Source organism: Mesorhizobium sp. C416B (assembly GCF_030323165.1).
Taxonomy (GTDB): domain Bacteria; phylum Pseudomonadota; class Alphaproteobacteria; order Rhizobiales; family Rhizobiaceae; genus Mesorhizobium.
In genome coordinates, this window is record NZ_CP100471.1 from 2,415,325 (window position 1) to 2,433,184 (window position 17,860).

Annotated in this window: 12 protein-coding genes; 7 read left to right on the forward strand and 5 right to left on the reverse strand. The window is 60.5% G+C overall.

All coding sequences use genetic code 11. The annotated features are described in order from the left end of the window. Positions 1-29 precede the first annotated feature (29 nt). The 3 genes from NLY43_RS11900 to pdxR all read right to left on the reverse strand — a co-directional run bounded on the left by NLY43_RS11900 (position 30) and on the right by pdxR (position 3,140). Complete coding sequence (locus tag NLY43_RS11900) at positions 30-980, reverse strand: PDR/VanB family oxidoreductase (protein WP_023711836.1); 951 nt, start codon at positions 978-980, stop codon at positions 30-32. Positions 981-986: 6 nt separating this feature from the next. After that, positions 987-1,478, reverse strand: a complete 492-nt coding sequence (locus NLY43_RS11905; protein ID WP_023711837.1) for an MOSC domain-containing protein — start codon at positions 1,476-1,478, stop codon at positions 987-989. 156 nt (positions 1,479-1,634) lie between these two features. Beyond that, positions 1,635-3,140, reverse strand: a complete 1,506-nt coding sequence (gene pdxR, locus NLY43_RS11910) for a MocR-like pyridoxine biosynthesis transcription factor PdxR (protein WP_031198324.1) — start codon at positions 3,138-3,140, stop codon at positions 1,635-1,637. A 74-nt stretch (positions 3,141-3,214) separates the two neighbouring features. On the opposite strand from pdxR, the gene NLY43_RS11915 reads away from it, so the two are divergent. The 5 genes from NLY43_RS11915 to NLY43_RS11935 all read left to right on the forward strand — a co-directional run bounded on the left by NLY43_RS11915 (position 3,215) and on the right by NLY43_RS11935 (position 12,433). Then, positions 3,215-4,447: a trans-sulfuration enzyme family protein gene (locus tag NLY43_RS11915; RefSeq protein ID WP_023711839.1), complete on the forward strand. Its 1,233-nt coding sequence runs from the start codon at positions 3,215-3,217 to the stop codon at positions 4,445-4,447. Between the two features lie 52 nt (positions 4,448-4,499). Continuing rightward, a complete protein-coding gene (locus NLY43_RS11920) occupies positions 4,500-5,402 on the forward strand; it encodes a dihydrodipicolinate synthase family protein (RefSeq protein ID WP_023711840.1) in 903 nt (300 codons plus the stop codon). A 1,149-nt stretch (positions 5,403-6,551) separates the two neighbouring features. Beyond that, positions 6,552-7,010 carry a (2Fe-2S)-binding protein gene (locus NLY43_RS11925; protein ID WP_023711841.1) on the forward strand — a complete coding sequence of 153 codons (459 nt, stop codon included), beginning with the start codon at positions 6,552-6,554 and terminating at the stop codon, positions 7,008-7,010. Positions 7,011-7,013: 3 nt separating this feature from the next. Beyond that, positions 7,014-9,221 (forward strand): xanthine dehydrogenase family protein molybdopterin-binding subunit, encoded by a 2,208-nt coding sequence (locus NLY43_RS11930; RefSeq protein ID WP_023711842.1) that lies wholly within the window; start codon positions 7,014-7,016, stop codon positions 9,219-9,221. Positions 9,222-10,369: 1,148 nt separating this feature from the next. Further along, positions 10,370-12,433, forward strand: a complete 2,064-nt coding sequence (locus tag NLY43_RS11935) for a carbamoyltransferase family protein (protein WP_023708043.1) — start codon at positions 10,370-10,372, stop codon at positions 12,431-12,433. Between the two features lie 644 nt (positions 12,434-13,077). Here the strand turns inward: NLY43_RS11935 and NLY43_RS11940 are convergent. Together NLY43_RS11940 and NLY43_RS11945 are read right to left on the reverse strand one after the other, a co-directional pair. Then, positions 13,078-13,716 carry an FMN-binding negative transcriptional regulator gene (locus NLY43_RS11940; protein WP_023672382.1) on the reverse strand — a complete coding sequence of 213 codons (639 nt, stop codon included), beginning with the start codon at positions 13,714-13,716 and terminating at the stop codon, positions 13,078-13,080. 49 nt (positions 13,717-13,765) lie between these two features. After that, complete coding sequence (locus tag NLY43_RS11945; protein WP_245263933.1) at positions 13,766-14,566, reverse strand: helix-turn-helix domain-containing protein; 801 nt, start codon at positions 14,564-14,566, stop codon at positions 13,766-13,768. Between NLY43_RS11945 and NLY43_RS11950 the strand changes: the two genes are divergently transcribed. Both NLY43_RS11950 and NLY43_RS11955 read left to right on the forward strand, forming a co-directional pair. Continuing rightward, complete coding sequence (locus tag NLY43_RS11950) at positions 14,565-15,644, forward strand: trans-sulfuration enzyme family protein (RefSeq protein WP_245261060.1); 1,080 nt, start codon at positions 14,565-14,567, stop codon at positions 15,642-15,644. The genes NLY43_RS11945 and NLY43_RS11950 overlap by 2 nt on opposite strands. 549 nt (positions 15,645-16,193) lie before the next feature. Further along, entirely contained in the window at positions 16,194-17,840 is a 1,647-nt protein-coding gene (locus tag NLY43_RS11955) for an MFS transporter (RefSeq protein WP_023704122.1), read from the forward strand. Positions 17,841-17,860: the final 20 nt, after the last annotated feature.

The following is a 17,860-nucleotide window of genomic DNA, read 5'->3' on the forward strand; positions in this document are numbered from 1 at the left end:
CCGGTCTCACAGGACCCCCGCCCAAATGGTCAAAGATCGAGTTTCAACAAACCTGTCGCGCGCGACACGCAGGGGATGAAGCGGTGGCCGCGTGCCTCCTTGGACAGGACGGCATCCCGATGGATCGGCTGTCCCGCCAGCATTGCGCATTCGCAGGTCCCGCACACCCCATTCTCACACGAGGCCATCAACGGCACACCGGCCGCGCGCAGGGCCGCGAGCGCCGTGGTCTGCGCCGAAACCTCGACCATCCTGCCCTCACCCAGTTCTATGACGAATGGTTCCGGTGGCCCGCCATCAAACTCGGGAGGCTGGAAAGTTTCGAAATGAACAGTACCCTCGGGCCAGTGTTCGGCCGCGCGCCCCACAACCGCCATGAAGCCAGGCGGCCCGCAATAGTAAACCTGAGCCTCGGCCGAACGGTTCGCCAGCAGCGCGGCGATGTCCTGCCGGGTCTGAGGCTCGTCGTCGAAATGGATCCGCACATTGCCGCCAGGAAGATCGCGCCCAATCGCCGCCAAGAGTGGCGTGAGCGCCCGGCTGCGGGTGAAATAGTGCAACTCGAAGGGCTTGGCCTGCCGGGTGAGCGCGCGCGCCATGGCCAGAATCGGGGTGATCCCGATTCCCCCTGCCAGCAGCAAAGTCGGCCCCTCGCCTGACTTGAGCGCAAAATGGTTGCGTGGCGCGGAGACAGGCAGTGCGGAGCCGACGGCAATGGTTTCGTGGATCCACGCCGAGCCGCCACGGCCGTCATTCTCGCGCTTCACCGCGATGGTGTAGCGGCCAAGCTCGGTCGGGTCGCCGCAAAGTGAATACTGACGCACCTTCCCTTCAGGCAGATGGACGTCGACGTGAGAACCCGCTTCGAACGCCGGCAGCACAGGTTTACGTGGGTGTTTCAGGTCGATGACCAGCACGTCGCCCGGCTCCTTGCGGACGGCGGTCACGGTCAGCTTCATGATAATACGCGGCGAGGCCATGGCGTTTCACTCGTCGATGGGCAAGATCAGATCACCAGGGCGGATCACGCCCCCGACGTCGATTGTGCAGTTCAGGCCGGAGCGGTTCAGAAGCCCCTCGTAAAGACCCGAAAGCCCGAGCAACTCCTCGATATACTTGCACGGCACATTCATCCGGGCGGCCCTGAGAATCGTTTCCCCGACCCGGAAGCGTTTGCCGACAAGATGGCTAAGCGGAACGCCTCGTGTCGTCAGATTGCGCCGGTGATCTTCGGGTGCGAGCTTGGCCTTGAAGCCCGGAATTCTGGGTTCGCCCTGCGCGATGGCGTCCAAGACTTCAGCTTCGATCAGCGTCACTTCGCGAACGTCAGGACGCGCGGAATAGGTCCCCGTCCCCAAGTAGTAGCGGTCTCCGACAATGCCTTGGCCGGCAATAAGCTGCGCCTGCGCCAGCTCCTCCATTTCATAGGAGGCAGCGGGCGCGATATGGACGTGAAGCAGCTTTCCTCGCCAGGTCATCATCGCTCTCGGAATTCGTCTCGTGGAACCTGCTGCAAAACTGGCCTGATCAACAGCGCCAGTTGCATGGCATTTTACCGGTCCAGTTGGCTGTCTGGAAAGAAATACGAGGGGTCTCGGACCGTTTTCAGCGCCAGCTTTCGACGTCGCCCCGTCTCAGTTGTTCCGCGCCGGCATCGCGTCTTGCACCTGCTTGACAACCTCTCGCAGGACCTCAACGCCCTTCCCGATCTGCCGAATGCTCAAGGCGGCATAGCCCATGACAAGTCCGACGCGATCGGTGCGGCCTTCGTCCGATGGCCGTACGTAGAGCGGCGAGATCAAGTGTAGCCCCAGGCCAGCGTCGCGGGCGGATTCGACCAAGGCCGTTTCCCGCGATCGTGGCAGGTCATTGAACCAAACCGCGACGTGCAGTCCCGCATCAGCTCCCTGGACAGTGATGCGATCCCCGAAGCTGTGCTGCAAGGCACCCAACAACGTTTCCCGACGCTCGCCGTTCAGCCTGCGCACACGGCGCACATGGCTTTCGTAGCCGCCGCTCTCGATCAACGATGCCAGCGCTTCCTGTTCAGCGACCGGCGAATGCCGGTCTGCGAATTGTTTGGCGGTTGCGAAGACGTCCTGCAATTCGGGCGGGAGGACGAGGTAGCCGATGCGCAGCATCGGCGAGAGCGTTTTGGAGATCGTGCCGAGATAGATGACAGCCCCGTGGTCCTCGAGACTGTGCAGCGGAGGGACCGGATTGATGTCGTAGCGATATTCGCTATCGTAGTCGTCCTCGATCACATAGGCGTTGTTGTGCCGCGCCCATTCCAGAAGCTGATGGCGGCGCGCGATCGGCATGACGCCGCCCAGCGGAAACTGATGCGATGGCGTCACATAAGCCAGTCGTGCTCCGATCCCCGCCAGCAACTCGGTCCTCATCCCGTCTTCGTCGACGATGACCGGGATGGGTGAAGCACCCGTACTGGCAAAGACCTGACGCGCCATCCTGTAGCACGGATCCTCGATGACGAAGCGGTCGGCGGGATCGAGAAGCAGGCGCGCGCACAGATCAAGGCCCTGCTGCGAACCGCTGACGATGACGATCTGGTCGAGGTCGCAGCTCAGGGTCCGGGCGCGCCAGAGATATCCCTGAAGCGCCTGGCGGAGCCGGCGCGAGCCGCGAGGATCGTCATAGGCAAGACGCAGCGGGCGCTGCCCCATCGCCTCGTTCATCGCGCGTTTCCAGACCAATGATGGGAAATCCGACGGTGCCAGGTCCCCATAGCGGAACTCGACCTTCAGCCCAGTCGGCAGATAATCTGACCAGGGTGACGTCGCGCGCAGCCGCTCGCCATATGCGGACAGGTGGATTGGGCCGACCCGTTTCGCGTGAGTGCGGCCCGTCTCATGGCCGATCAACGAAGACGCAACGCGAGGTCGCGCGCCTTGACGGGCTTCGATGAAACCCTCCGCAGCCAGTTGCTCATAGGCGACCGTCACCGTGGTTCGCGAAACGCCGAGGTCATTTGCCAGGGCCCGGGAGGATGGCAACTGACTGCCGGTTTCGTAGACGCCGCCGAGGATTTGCTCGCGAAGGGCTTCGTATATCTGGCGTGCACCCATCGCATGCAAGCGCGCTGCAGACCCGGCACTTGAAGACTGGACCATCTCTTTCATCGCCAACTGGATATTTCACATTGGCCAGGTTGCCGTCAATCTTTCGGAACCCCAAGAAAGATCGCAGAGGCCGAATGACCAGCTCCCATCAATCCGAAACCGATACTCCCACGGGGTCGCTCAACCGCACCAGCCCCGGATTTGCCACCCGGGCGATCCATCATGGCTACGATCCGGCCGGCTTTTCCAATGCCGTCCAGCCGCCAGTGTTCCTGACGTCAACCTATGGGTTCGAAAGCGTGGCAGCAAACGATGCCGCCGCCGCCCTTGGTGGACGGCTCTATGCGCGCGAATACAATCCCACGACCGAGATCCTCGAGCAGCGGCTCGCGATTCTGGAAGGAGCCGAGGCGGGGCTGGTTGTTGCCTCGGGGATGGCGGCCTTCGGCACTCTGATCCTGTCGCTCCTGTCCCAGGGCGATGAACTCATCGTCCACAAGACGCTTTATGCGAACACGCTTGCCATGGTCGAACAGGCGGTCCCCCGCTTCGGCATCAAGGTCGTCGCGGTCGATCTGTCAAATCCCCAAAATCTCGACGCTGCGATCACCGAGCGGACGCGACTGGTTTTCTTCGAGACGCCGGTGAATCCGCTGAGCCGCATCCTCGACATAGCGGCAATTGCCGAGCGCGCTCACGCGCGCGGTGTAAGGGTTGCAGTCGACAGCACCTTCGCCTCGCCCGCGCTCCAGCGACCGCTTGAGCACGGGGCGGACATCGTGCTCCATTCGCTGACCAAGTACATCAATGGTCATGGCGATGCCCTTGGCGGGGCGCTTCTCGGCGACGCCCAAACGCTCCGTACGCTGCATGAAACGGGCCTGCGCTACATCACCGGCGCAGCGCTCTCGCCGATGTCAGCTTTCCTGATCCTGCGCGGTCTCAAGACGCTGACGCTGCGTATGGAACGGCACAGCGCCACGGCCCTTGCGGTGGCTCGGGCGCTGGAAGCGCACCCGGCGGTGGCATTTGTGAGTTATCCGTTCCTGGACTCGCACCCTGATCAGGTGACGGCGCGAAAACAGATGTCCAACGGATCGGGCATGTTGGCCTTTGGCCTCCACGCTGGATACGAAGGAGCGCGCCGGATGATGGACCGGCTCAACCTGATCATTCGCGCCGTCAGCCTCGGCGATGCCGACAGCCTCATCTATCATCCAGCAAGCCTCACCCGTGCTCGGCAGCCGATCCGCAAGGATGCCCATTTGGCCGATGGAGTGGGCGAGGACCTCATGCGTCTTTCGGTGGGGCTTGAAGACGCTGATGATCTGATCGCCGATCTGCGGCGGGCTTTGGACGTCTTGTAATGACCTGGCGTGCGGTCACCTCTGCGCTCACACATAGATCTGGAGCCTTGCCATGGCATTCCTGAGCGGTCTTTCCGCGTTCCCCATCACCCCAACCAATCGTGACGGCCGCGTCGATAGCGTTGCCCTGCGCAGGCTGATTGCTCGGCTTGGCATTGCTCAGGTCGATTCCATCGGTCTTCTCGGCAGCACCGGCACATACATCTATCTGTCGCGCGAGCAACGGCGGCGGGCGCTCTCCGAGACCTTGGACCAAACGGCGGGGCAAATGCCGGTCGTGGTGGGTGTGGGCGCGCTGCGCACCGATGAAGCCGTGGGGCTCGCGCAAGACGCCAAGGCCCTTGGAGCAGCTGCGGGTTTGCTTGCCGCCGCCTCCTACACCCCGCTTACTGATGACGAGGTGTTAGAACATTTCTCCACTGTGGCGCGCGAAAGTGGCCTGCCGATCGTCGTCTACGACAATCCAGGAACGACGCATTTCCATTTCAGTCCACCCCTTGTCAGCCGCCTGGCAAAGGTGGCTGGGATTGTCGCCATCAAGAATCCGACAGACAAAAGCGATGCGATCAAGAACCACCTGACCGCCCAGAGGCGTACACTGCCGGAAGGGTTCTCGATTGGTTACAGCGGCGACTGGAACGCCGCCGAGGCCATGATCGCCGGCGCCGACACATGGTACAGCGTCCTCGCGGGCATCCTGCCCGAGGTCTGCATGACGATCGTCACAGCGGCGCAACAGGGCGATGCGGCCGAAGCGCGACGGATCAATGCCGCGCTGGTCCCGATCTGGAGCCTCTTCAAGGAGTTCTCGAGCCTTCGCGTCGTCTATGCACTCGCTGAATTGCTCGACGTTTGCAGTGCCGAACCCCCGCGTCCCATCCTGCCTCTGCCCCCAGCAGCGAAGCGCCAGATCGCCGCCGCGTTGAAAGGTTTGCCATCGGATGCCAGCCGGTGAACAGCAAACCCCGTTCGGCAAGTGAAAGGTATTTACCCGCTCATTTCGAGAACTGATCGAAAACAACGCACTCGGCGTGCTGATAGCCATGGCTGGAGCGGTCTCGACGCCAATCACACCCCCTTCGAACTCGACAATCGACTGCGGAGGTACAGACTGCGCAGGCACTCCGCCCATGCCGCACCGTTCGCCTTCAAACTAGGAATCGGTGGTTTATCCATTGGAATGGCATCGAGCCGGCGCTTTACTTCCGGCCCGGTGCGCGCATTGAAGCCAGTGCCAATGCCGCCGGCGAACACCATATTTCCGTCCTCGACATTCGCCAGAGCACGCTTCCCGACCGCCGTAACTGTTGCCGGGTTCGCAGCCGATGACGATGAACTCATCACTCAGCACGCATTTTGTCTCACCCATTCTTGGCGCCGGCCGGATCGATATGGACTGACACGCAGCTTGGAGACGATGCCCTCGAGGCCGAACTGGGAGACTTGCGCGAGAATGTCGCTGCCGCCGCTGATCTCGTCGCTCAGAACGATGCCGTTTGGCGGCGTCTCAGCAGGTTAACTAGCGCTTTGCGCCGATCGACGAGTGGCCGATCGCAAGACGATCTTGAGCAGGTCGAAGCCGGCAAGCATGGTCCTGACGTCTCCCGCCGCGGCCAAGACCCGCTGAAGACTGGGAATGCGCGACAAGCCTTCTGGTCAACGACGAACGCCTCACCGTCTACTATCGCGTCCGAGGCGCCGAGCTCGGCCACCGCCCGGAACGATAGCCGGAAACCTGAGGGTCCAGTCGTGGAGGTTGCGGGTCGAGGTAGGCCCCCATCGATAGTAGTCCCATTTCATTTCGTGTAGCCAATCAGGGCCCTGCCGGACGCGGCCGACCAGCGGTCGATGTTCGCGACGACCCGAATGTCCAGTCTCGTGTAACCCAGCCTAAAGCGGCCTGTCCGCCCAAAAAATGACATTCAGTTGCCTCCAGCCTTTCGACACGACCCACTTCACGATCTCGTAACTCGCCAACCTAGCGGCTTGTTGCTTGAGCTGCGCGTTCCTACGGTGTGGTCGCTAGGCCTCAGCAACAAGAGCTCGGTTGCCAGGCGGGCGGAGGCTCAACGAGATAGCCAGCTCAGGACAAGGAGAGCAAGCAATGGTCGCTTTTACCCTCAATGGCGAGGCGCGAACACTTGACGTCGATCCAGAGATGCCGCTGCTCTGGGCGGTCCGTGACGTCATCGGACTCACGGGAACAAAATTCGGTTGCGGGCTTGCCCAGTGCGGCGCTTGCACGGTTCACGTTAACGGCATGCCGACGCGCTCGTGCCAGACCGCAGTCGGCGACATCCAAGGAGCCTCGATCACCACCATTGAGGGTGTGTCGGGCAAGATAGGCGAAACGGTCCAGGCCGTGTGGGCCGAGTTCGACGTACCTCAATGCGGCTATTGCCAGTCTGGCCAGATCATGTCGGCCGTGGCCCTCCTTACAGAAACGCCGAAGCCGTCGGACGATGATATTGATTCGGCGATGAGCGGCAATCTCTGCCGCTGCGCCACCTATCATCGCATCCGCGCGGCCATCCACGAGACCGCCAACCGGCTGGAGACTTGAGGCATGTCGCAGTTTCTCTCGAAGCATAACTCCGTGCGGCCCACGCGCCGCCGGTTCCTCGTCGGCGCGGGCGTCACCACCGCTGGCCTCGCCGTAGGCTACCGGCTAGTGCTGGCGGCGTCCGACATCGCACAAACGACTACTGCAAAGGTTCAGGCGAACCCCTTCCAGACCTATGTCGAGATCACAAAGGAGAACCGAATCATCATCTACTCCTCGCAGTTCGAGATGGGACAAGGCTCCTATTTCGGCATCGCCACCCTGGTTATGGAAGAGCTCGACGGCGACTGGGCGCAGGTGGACGTGGTCGGCGGATATGGCAATACCGCGCTCTACGGCAATCTCGCCTGGGGCGGGGCCGCACAGGCAACCGGTGGCTCCACGTCGATGAGTTCGTCGTGGGAACGCTACCGCAAGGCGGGTGCTGCCGCACGGGCCTTGCTGGTGGCGGCCGCGGCGCAGCGGTGGGATGTGCCAGCCGGCGAGATCAAAGTCGCTTCCGGGGTCGTGTCGCACGCCTCAGGGATGCAGGCGCGCTACGGTGACCTGGCTGAAGCCGCAGCGGGAATGCCGGTGGACGACGTGCCGCTAAAGCCGCGCGACAAGTGGGCCCAGATCGGATCGGACAGCCTCAAGCGCTACGATTCCGCCGGCAAGACCAACGGCGCGCAGACCTACACGATCGACCTCATGATGGAGGGACTCCAGACGGCCGTTATGATCCATCCGCCGAAGTTCGGCGCCGAGATCGAGAGCTTCGACGCAACCAAGGCGAAGGCACTCGACGGCATTGTCGATGTCGTCCAGACGCCGCGAGGCATTGCCGTGGTTGGCAGGGACACCTGGACGGCGCTCAAGGGCCGCGAACTCGTGGAGGTGACCTGGAACGAGGAGAAGGCCGAAGGGCGCGGCACGGCCGAGATCATGGCCGAATACAACAAGGCAGCAGACGATCTGGGCGCGGCCACCGCGCGCGACGACGGTAACACTCCCGCAGCGTTCGCCAGTGCTGAGAAAATCATCGAGGGGCACTACGAATTCCCCTATCTTGTCCATGCTTCAATCGAGCCACTCAACGCGGCCGCCCGCATCAACGAAGACGGCACCATCGACGTCTGGGGCGGACACCAGATGCCCGACCTTTATCAGGCGGCTGCCGCTCAGGTAGGCGGCACCACGCCGGACAAGGTGAGGCTGCACGTGATGAAGACCGGCGGCAGTTTCGGCCGCCGCGCGGTCTTTGATGCAGATGTCATTATCGAAGCTGTTTCCACAGCGCGTGCACTGGGACGCGGCAAGCCAGTGAAGGTGCAGTGGACCCGCGAGAATGACATGCGGGGTGGGCGGTACCGGCCGGCCTATGTGCATGCAGTCAAGGCGGGGCTCGACAAGAAAGGCAATGTCGTCGCTCTCCATGACCACATCGTGGGCCAATCGGTCTTGGGCGGTTCGACCTCTGCGGCGATGATCAAGAACGGCATCGATCCAACCTCCGTAGAGGGCGCCACCAACCTGCCCTATGCGATCCCGAACCTGAAGGTCGAGCTGACCACCACGGACGTGAACATCCCGGTGCTGTGGTGGCGTTCGGTAGGCTCCACCCACACCGCTTACGCGGTGGAAACCCTGATCGATGAGCTCGCCGCCGCTGCGAACCGTGATCCGGTCGACTTCCGCTTGTCAATGCTCGGTCACCATCCACGGCATGCCGCCGTGCTTAAAGTGGCTGCTGAGAAGGCAGGCTGGGACAAGCCTCTGCCGGAAGGCCGTTTCCGCGGCGTGGCCCTGCATGAAAGCCTCTCGACCTTTGTCGCCGATGTGGTGGAGATCACCCTCAACGATGAAAATGGTTTCAAGGTCGACCGCGTCGTCTGCGCGGTAGATTGCGGCACCGCGATAAATCCTGACCAGATTCGCGCTCAGATGGAGGGCGGTATCGGATTCGGGCTAGGTGCGATCCTCCAGGAGGAGCTGACCCTGAAGGGCGGTGTCGTAGACCAAGAGAACTACGATACCTATACACCGCTCAGGATCGAGCAGATGCCGCGAGTCGAGGTGCACATTGTGCCGTCCGAGGAGCCGCCCACGGGAGTTGGTGAGCCAGGTGTGCCGCCTATCGGCCCGGCCGTCGCCAACGCGCTACGGGCGGCGACGGGCAAGACTATCCGCAAGCTGCCGATTATAAAGAACATGTCAGGAATGACACCATGAAACAGCCGCGATGAAGATCGCGCCGTTTTCGAAACGCCTCCTGACAGGCGCTCATCTCCATGGGCCAAATTCCGGCGGCTGCCCGCTCCAATATCCGGTTTGGAGACGGCACCCCGTGTTCTGAACGACCACAGACGGGCCTTGGCGCCGGTTCCACTGAAGAACCGCTTTCGAGACGCAAATGCGTCCACTCCATGAAGAGCACAACCGTATAGCACCAGGAAGGCTAGCTACCTCCATCGCTCTCCATCGCTTCGGAGACCCAGGCCCTCTGAAAACCGAACCTCCCGAGCTCAGAGGCGCTCGTGATCACAATCGCGCTGGTGCGTGGATCATTGTTCAAGGGTTTGTCAATAGGCAGGCGAGATGGCCGATCGACATGATCTTCGCCCGATGCCCTACAAACACAATGCCAGCCGCTGTCACGGAGTCGCGAAGACGAAGGCAATGAGGGTCGACGCCGATACTCATCGTTTGGTTGACAGAGCGCTTGGAATGCCATGCGCTTCACATCGGAGGAGCCATCCGGGAAGCCTGAAGCGCTTTGAAAACGCATGTGCTGCGGCTGTTATTCATAGCGTGGATGACTTTGATCAAAACAATCGATTTCATCACTCTTCCGGAATCGTGCATGGACAAAAAAGAGCCTCACGCACCAATCACACGCTGCTCTAACGCGTGACGAAAGCTGCCTTAGGTATAATCCAAAGGAGAAAATCTTCGATGCGCCCTGACGTGCAGTGGAGGTCGTGCCGAGAAAGTGAGTTGCAACTGGCCGACAATGTCGGGCGGTGCGACCATGGTCGCTTCGGAGAATGAAATCGGGCCAGTTCACGGGGGCGGTACTGTTATTCGTCGACGGCCGCCCTTCCCAAGAACAGGCGGCATCGCAAGTTGGTTCTGCCGATGAAAACGACATCGCCGGATACATGTCAGCAGCCGCTCAGGATTGGATGATCCAGCCAAGCTCTCGGCGTGATGGCACTGTAGGCGTCACAGTCGAAGCATCTCATTGATCGTTTATGAGGCTTTCTTCGATGCCGCTGATGCCTGACGGGCGGTCGCAGCTGCAGGCGACAACACGCCTATTTAATTGGAAACAGTCGAGGTAAGCCAATTTGGCTTCCCGTTACTATTTGGAGAAAGAAATGCTGTGCCTAGGAATCAGCGGCGGACTTGACCAAGTCCATGAAAACCGATTCGAGCGTCCGAACGCCTTTATGCACGATGGCGCCGCGGTGCTCGTCCGAGACGGAAAGGTGATAGCCGCCGTAGAAGAGGAACGCCTCAATCGAATCAAGCACTCGAACAAGCTGCCAAGTGGTTCGATTCAATACTGTCTCTCGACGGCCGGGGTTCAGCTCAGCGACATTGATCGTGTCGCGGTCTACGCCAGCGAGCCCTATGCCAACGCCATGCTTGAAGGTATGTCCGCTTCCCAACCGGACATTCTCTCCACTCCGTTGGATGCTAAAATGTTGGTGCAGAACCTGTTAGCGCGTGAGTTCGGCACTAAGTTGGACAGTTCGCGTATTTCATTCGTAGGTCATCATCAGGCGCACGCCGTGAGCGCCTTTGCAATGTCGGGCTTCGAACAAAGTCTCATTCTAGCGATTGATGGCTGTGGTGATTTCCTGTCGGGCCTTGTGGCGGTAGGGTCTGGCACAGAAATTACGCAAATCGAGGCTTTCCCGGAGGACAATTCTCTTGGGCTGTTTTATCTCGAGACGATCCGCTGTCTCGGCTACGGCATGTTCGACGAGTATAAGGTAATGGGACTCGCGCCCTATGGCGACCCCGCTCCCTATCGCGAGCTCTTCGAGCAGTTGTACGAGCTCTCCGCCAACGGTGGCTACCGTGTTCACCTCGACCGCATCGGTCCGGCGTTGCTCCGCAACATCGAGATCAGGCGAAAGGGAATGCCTTTCACCCAGCAGCATCGAGATGTGAGTGCGTCACTGCAGGAAGCGCTTGAGCGGATCGTGTTCCACATTCTCCGGCACCACCGTGAGGCCACCGGCATGAAGCGGTTGTGTCTGGCGGGAGGGGTAGCCCACAACTGCACGATGAACGGCAAGCTGCTGTATTCAGGGCTTTTCGAAGACATCTTCGTGCAACCCGCGTCTCACGACGCTGGCTGCGCATTGGGAGCTGCGCTGATAGTCTCTAACGAGATGGGCCGCCCCGCGCCGCGTGAGCGACTGCAGGAGGTCTATTGGGGTCCTGATCTCGGGAGCGACCGCGCCGTGGAACAGGAACTGAATGCATGGTCCGGACATCTCGAGGTTGAACGCTCTTATGACGTAGCGAGCAGTGCAGCCCACTGGATCACCAACGGCGCCGTGATCGGCTGGGTGCAGGGTCGTTCGGAGTTTGGGCCACGTGCGCTGGGCAACCGCAGCATTCTTGCCGACCCTCGGCCCGCTGCAAACAAGGACCGGATCAATGCCATGGTCAAGAAGCGCGAAGGCTATAGGCCTTTCGCACCATCTGTGCTGGAAGAGGATGCGAGCGAATTTTTCGACCTCCCGGACGGTAAGCACGAATTTCCATTCATGAATTTCGTCGTTCGCGTGCGTGACTCAAAGCGCGCCTTGTTGGGTGCCATTACGCACGTCGACGGTACGGCTCGGCTGCAAACAGTATCGCGCGATGCCAACCCAGCTTACTGGGAGGTCATCAATGCCTTCAAGAAGCGGACAGGCACTCCAATTCTGCTCAATACGTCCTTTAACAACAATGCTGAACCGATCGTGGATACGGTTGCAGACGCGATTGCCACATTTTTGACGACAGAGCTGGATGGACTTGTGGTCGGGCCCTTCCTGGTAAAAAAACGGGCTGCAACGCTGCAGGATTGGACTGCGCTTGCGATTTCATTGCCTCCCTCAGTCTCCCTCCATCAAACCCGTGCTTACACAGCGCGAGATCATCAGGAGACTGTCTGCGAGATTATTCCGAACCACTCCAGCATTGACAGTGTGCGAATTTCAAACGACTTGTTTAATCTACTGATGCGGATCGAGGGCGAAGCCGTGTTGCGAGATCACCTCAATATGATTGAGCCGGATCAGGCCAGGCATGCAGCTCTAATGGAGGGCCTGCGAAGACTGTGGGAGCAGCGCCTGGTTCGGTTGCATCCCTCACAAGCTGGTCGGATGGATCATGGGTCCGATCAAACGCTGGACCAGCCCAATAAGCAATCAGCCTGATAGAGATGCACCTCAAGCTCGGCCAATCAAGGGTGTTTGTCGACCCCGCCTGCGAGCTCCCGCTGTGATTACGGGGTCGTCGCCTACGCGGCGGCGCCCACCAACATCTCCATCAGTCGCTTCGGCGACAAAGCCAATCATCTCCCGTAAGAGCAAGTGCTTTCGGGCAAGGTCTGCAGGTTCAAGGAGTTCGTTGAAGGCGCCGCCAGCTGGAGCTGCGTCGAGCGCATCATCGCGCATGGTCGAGCTCGGCGCCCAAGGGAAATCGCCCAATTCGACACGCGTGCGTTTGCGCCTCATTCAAAACCGCTGCGCGGGTGGTCGAGGTGAAATCGGAAGTCCGTCTGTGCCAGCCGACGACGTTCCCGCAGCGCATCCTGCACATCGCCCTCGATCGCATTCCTCAACTCGCGACATACGACGGGGCGCAGGCGCCGGAAACGAACCCGCCCACCGCAACCTGCAAACTCCCGCCTGTCCTCACGACGGAGCAATCCTGTCGCCTGACCAGGCGCGTGGAAAAGCATCACAAGGGTGACCACAGCGTCGCTTCAGGCCGTCAAACGCTATTGCCGTGCGTCAAGGCGGACTAGGTGACCCGTCGGGAAGCCGGCACCAGCGGCTTTGTCGGGACAAGACACATGCTATTGGGATTTGACCGCCGCAGCCGCGAGCATCGCTTCTCCCATCGCAATGGCCCCTTGGGCACGCAGCATTTCGCCAGGGTTCTGAATGTCGCGCAACTCTTTGTTCTGGCTGAGTTTTGATTTTCCAACCAGGCCGGTGATCTCGATCTCCAAGGCGACGATTGCCCTGACCATCGTGTCGATGAAGTCCTTCGGCGCGTCGCCCATCTTCCATGGGACCGGCTGCGAGGCTTCTTGCATGTGAGTGAGCTTCGCCACGTTGCGGCGCACATACCGCTCATCATCCCGGACAGTGATGCGTCCGTGGGCATGGACGACGAGATAGTTCCAGGTCGGCACCTGCTTGTGGAATTCATGCTTGCTCGGATACCAGTTCGGCGAGATGTAAGCGTCGGCCTCACGGAAGATTACGAGAACCTCATCGCCATTGGCGACTTCCTCCCAGACTGGGTTCTTGCGAGCGACATGGCAATTGAGAACGCCCTTGTCTCCCTTCGAGCGGTCAAGCTCGAAAGGGAGGTGGTTCGCGTCCAGCGTGCCTTTGCTTTGGGTGACGAGGATACCCAGCGGGTGTCTCTCGATAAGGTCAAACAGGGCGTTCTGATCAGGGACGGCAAAATGAGGCGGAACGTACAACGGTTTATCTCCTGTCGCGAATGTCGGGTTTTTGGTAATCGGCGGGGCCTTACGGAACGTGCCCCTGAATCTTCGCTGCCGTCGACGAGTGCCCCGGATTTCGGTGTCCACCACGCTCAAGCACCGCCATCGTGAAGTGGGCGGGCACATCAGATGCCGCCGCATATGAGTGAGGTTGGTCAGTGACAAGCCGCGCACTCTCGCCTTCGCTTAAAATTTCCACGTGGGTACCTACCACAACGCTCAGGGCACCCTGACTGACCGAGATCAGCTCGCGCGTATCCGGACTATGAGCGTCCGCGGAAAACACATCGCCCGGCATCATGACCCAGCTCCACAGTTCGAACATCGTGCGTCCCGAGGTCGACGAATGCAGTTGCGCAGAGCTTCCCTTGGCGCTCGTCCAAAGCCTCCTGGTCTCTGTCCGCTCGATGGGAAGGCGCACCGTGGAAGGGTGCTCGTTCAACAAATCGGCCACCGAGAGCGAAAACGCCGCCGCCAGCCGACACAGTATGCCGATACTGGGGTTCGCCCTACCCTGCTCCATCGCGACCACGGTTCCCTTCGATAGGCCACTTAGTTTAGCCAGGCGATCCAGGGTCAGGCTTTGGTCACGCCTCAAGTCTCGGATCCGGGCTGCTATCGCTTGCCCAAGCGCTTGCTCGGCATCAAACGCTTCCGTAACATTGGTCATTATATTGACTTGGGTCCTCGGCTCACGTATTGCGGTCAGTATAATGACCGGCACGAAATTGCAACTGCCCGTTAGGAAGGAATAACCGATGCGTTTTGAGACGAAGGCGATCCACTGCGGCCGAGGTGTCGACGCGTCCACGGGGGCCGTATCCATGCCGCTGCACACCAGCACGACGTTCGAACGAGGCGCCAACGGGTCATTTCCGTCCGGCTTCGAATACACAAGGGATGGAAATCCGACACGCAATGCGTTCGAGGCGGCCATGGCGACGCTTGAGGGAGGGGGAGACGGCATCGCCTTCGCTTCGGGCATGGCCGCAATCGCTGCAGTTTTCGAGAGCCATCCGTCGGCGGGTCGGATCGTTCTGCCGGATGACATGTATTTCGGCATTCGTTCGCTGATCGAAGAGACCGACATTGGGTCTCGCTTCGACTTTGCCCCCGTCGACATGCGCGATTTGGACGCTTTGCGCGCCGCGGTGACATCGAAGCGGACTGGCCTCGTCTGGGTCGAGACGCCGTCAAACCCGATGATCCGCGTTGTCGACATTGCGGCCATCTGCGCAATCGCGCACGAGGCAGACGCGTTGGCGGTGGTGGACAATACGTGGGCCACCCCAGTGCTTCAACTGCCACTCGAAATCGGGGCAGACGCGGTGATGCACTCGGCGACAAAGTACATTGGCGGCCACTCGGATTTGATGGCCGGTGTCGTCATTGTCCCAAACGCGTCACCCCTCGGTCGCCCATTGCGGATGGTCCAGAAACACAAGGGCAGCGTCGCAGCGCCCTTCGACTGTTGGCTGGCGTTGCGGGGCCTGCAGACATTGCCGGTCCGCATGCGCGCCCATTGCGAAGGCGCCCAGAAAGTGGCCGAGGCCCTGGCGTCTCATCCGCGCGTCGAAAAAGTGCTCTTTCCTGGTTTGCAAACTGATCCGGGACACGATCTTGCTACGCGGCAAATGAGCCATTACGGAGCGATGCTATCCTTTATCGTCGAGGGCGGAGCCGATGCTGCAATGGCCGTGGCCGGCCGCCTGAAGATTGTTGTCCGGGCGACAAGCCTTGGCGGGACGCATTCTCTCATAGAGCATCGCGCATCCGTTGAAGGTGCGAAGTCCAAAGCGCCAGGCGGATTGCTGCGAATTTCTGTAGGGCTTGAACATCCTCAGGACATTATAGATGACCTGATGCAGGCCCTAGGCGAAACCTGCAAAGCGGGAGTCCAATGACGGGTGCAAGAACTCTGGCGCCGCTTTACGTGACGGCTGGCGCAGCCGACGATCGGCAGAACAATGTTCCTGCTGAGTAGAACGCACGTCCTCTGGTGAACCGCTACCGCCGTGCCGCATTGTCTCGGGCGTGGTGGTCGCCTGGGTGATGAACGTCTTCGGGTTTCCGGACGATGGCCACGCGCTCGACCGGATAGCGGAAATACCCAGATTTGCCGTTGACCTACTGCTTGCTCGACCTCGTCGGAGATCGCGGTCAACAGATGGGATGGATGTGCTGGCACTACGGCAGTTTGACAAGCCGGCCATCGGGGCGCTAGCACCGTCCAAAGCCAAGAGTCGCAGGGCAGAACTGACCGCACCCAGCGGGCTGCGGGACCCATCAGCTAACAGCCAGGTTGGTACCTCAAGGCGCATCGGCACCATGGATGTCACATTGTCCTTGTTGCGAGCGCGATTTCGGAACTTCGTTGTGACGCAGTCTGTGCACAGAGCGCACCGCTGTAAGCAAATGAGCGGACGAACGACACCCAGTGGAGGAGAGAAGTGATGCGGCGTCAAGATCCTCCGCGCTTTGCGGCAAACACACTGATCCCTCTTCACAACCCGGTCTTTCGTTCTATCTGGACAGCCACGCAGATATCCAGCCTTGGCTGGCTGGTGCAGAGCGTGGCTATAAGCTGGCTCATGGCGACGATTTCAGCCTCCGATCTAATGGTTGCGCTCGTACAGGCTGCATCGACACTGCCCGCGTTCTTCTTGTCGATCCTTGCTGGAGCCATTGCAGACAGCTTCAGCCGCCGCGGCGTGATGCTTGCCGGACACTGCCTTATCGCACTGGCATCCACGGCGCTGGCACTCGCTGTGGGACTGGGCTTTGTTAGTCCATGGCTGATCCTGGGACTGAGTTTCTTGGCCGGATGCGGCTTTGCCTTGAACGATCCAGCATGGCACGCGTCGGTAGGCGATATCCTGGAAAAGCGCGACATACCCGCCGCAGTGACGCTGATGTCGGTGGGCTACAACGTGGTTCGGAGCATAGGACCGGCGCTGGGCGGTGTAATCTTAGCTTTGCTAGGCCCCCTTACGGCTTTCGCCCTCGCTGCGCTGAGTGACTTGGTCCCGTTGAGCGCTGTTCTGCGCTCAAAGTGGCAAGTTCGCTTTTCGCCTCTTCCGCGCGAGCGGATGACTACGGCCATTCATGATGGCATGCGATTCACGGCAATATCCTCAGAGATCAGAGTGGCGATTGTGCGTGCAACCCTATTCGGGCTGTCAAGCATCTCGATCCTTGCTCTGCTCCCCCTCCTGGTTCGCGACCAGCTGGCGGGAGGGCCAATTGTTTACGGGGTGCTATTGGCTGGCTTCGGCACAGGCGCCTTCATAGCCGGCATTGGCAGCAGCTACTTGAGACGCATTACGTCCCAGAACCGATTGATCACGCTCGCATCCGTTGCTTGCGCAACGTGTTGCCTTTTGATGGCCCTCACATCGTCGGTGGCTGTGGCGGCGATCGCGCTTGCAATCGGTGGCGCTGGCTGGGTTGTCACCTGGACCGGAACCGACGTGTGTGTGCAGTTGGCAAGCCCAAGGTGGGTCGTTGGTCGGACCCTGTCCATCTATTACGCCCTGACCTACGGCGGCATGGCAGCGGGCAGCTGGATCTGGGGTGCTGTCGCGCAGTACTATTCGCTGACGTGGGCTTTGGAAGGTGCTGCAGCGGCACTGTTGCTGGTCGCGGCTGTGGGAAAGCTATTGCCAGTGCGGCTATGGGAGGAATCGGATCAAGCGGCCGTCGACTTCAGGCCACCAGAACTGGCCCTCCCTTTGAAGCCCAGGAGCGGTCCGATCGTGATCAAGGTGGAGTACTCGATACCCGAGGAGAGTATCGATGAATTTCTGAGCTGCATGCGCGAAAGGCGGCGCGTTCAGAGCCGCGCCGGTGCGCGGGACTGGACCCTCCAGCGCGACCTTCAGAAGTCGACGCTTTGGACCGAGACATTCCGCACGCCGACATGGACGGACTATCTTCGTCTAAACCATCGGCTGACGGTGAATGACAGGGAGGTAGGCGAGCGCCTTGCCGCTCTGCACATGGGTGATTCTCCGCCTCGCATCTCACTTTCAATCGAGCGGTCGACAAGCCCCGCCCCCGGCAGCCAAGTCCAGCCTGTGCCTTTTGTATCGCGCCCGTGAGATAACCAAGACTTGTCTGG

Bases quoted from the DNA above. Each gene is read 5' to 3' on its own strand.
- NLY43_RS11930 (WP_023711842.1), top strand. From the start codon at position 7,014: ATGTCGCAGTTTCTCTCGAAGCATAACTCCGTGCGGCCCACGCGCCGC.
- NLY43_RS11920 (WP_023711840.1), top strand. From the start codon at position 4,500: ATGGCATTCCTGAGCGGTCTTTCCGCGTTCCCCATCACCCCAACCAAT.
- NLY43_RS11915 (WP_023711839.1), top strand. From the start codon at position 3,215: ATGACCAGCTCCCATCAATCCGAAACCGATACTCCCACGGGGTCGCTC.
- NLY43_RS11950 (WP_245261060.1), top strand. From the start codon at position 14,565: ATGCCGCTGCACACCAGCACGACGTTCGAACGAGGCGCCAACGGGTCA.
- pdxR (WP_031198324.1), bottom strand. From the start codon at position 3,140: ATGAAAGAGATGGTCCAGTCTTCAAGTGCCGGGTCTGCAGCGCGCTTG.
- NLY43_RS11905 (WP_023711837.1), bottom strand. From the start codon at position 1,478: ATGACCTGGCGAGGAAAGCTGCTTCACGTCCATATCGCGCCCGCTGCC.
- NLY43_RS11955 (WP_023704122.1), top strand. From the start codon at position 16,194: ATGCGGCGTCAAGATCCTCCGCGCTTTGCGGCAAACACACTGATCCCT.
- NLY43_RS11945 (WP_245263933.1), bottom strand. From the start codon at position 14,566: ATGGATACGGCCCCCGTGGACGCGTCGACACCTCGGCCGCAGTGGATC.
- NLY43_RS11900 (WP_023711836.1), bottom strand. From the start codon at position 980: ATGGCCTCGCCGCGTATTATCATGAAGCTGACCGTGACCGCCGTCCGC.
- NLY43_RS11925 (WP_023711841.1), top strand. From the start codon at position 6,552: ATGGTCGCTTTTACCCTCAATGGCGAGGCGCGAACACTTGACGTCGAT.
- NLY43_RS11935 (WP_023708043.1), top strand. From the start codon at position 10,370: ATGCTGTGCCTAGGAATCAGCGGCGGACTTGACCAAGTCCATGAAAAC.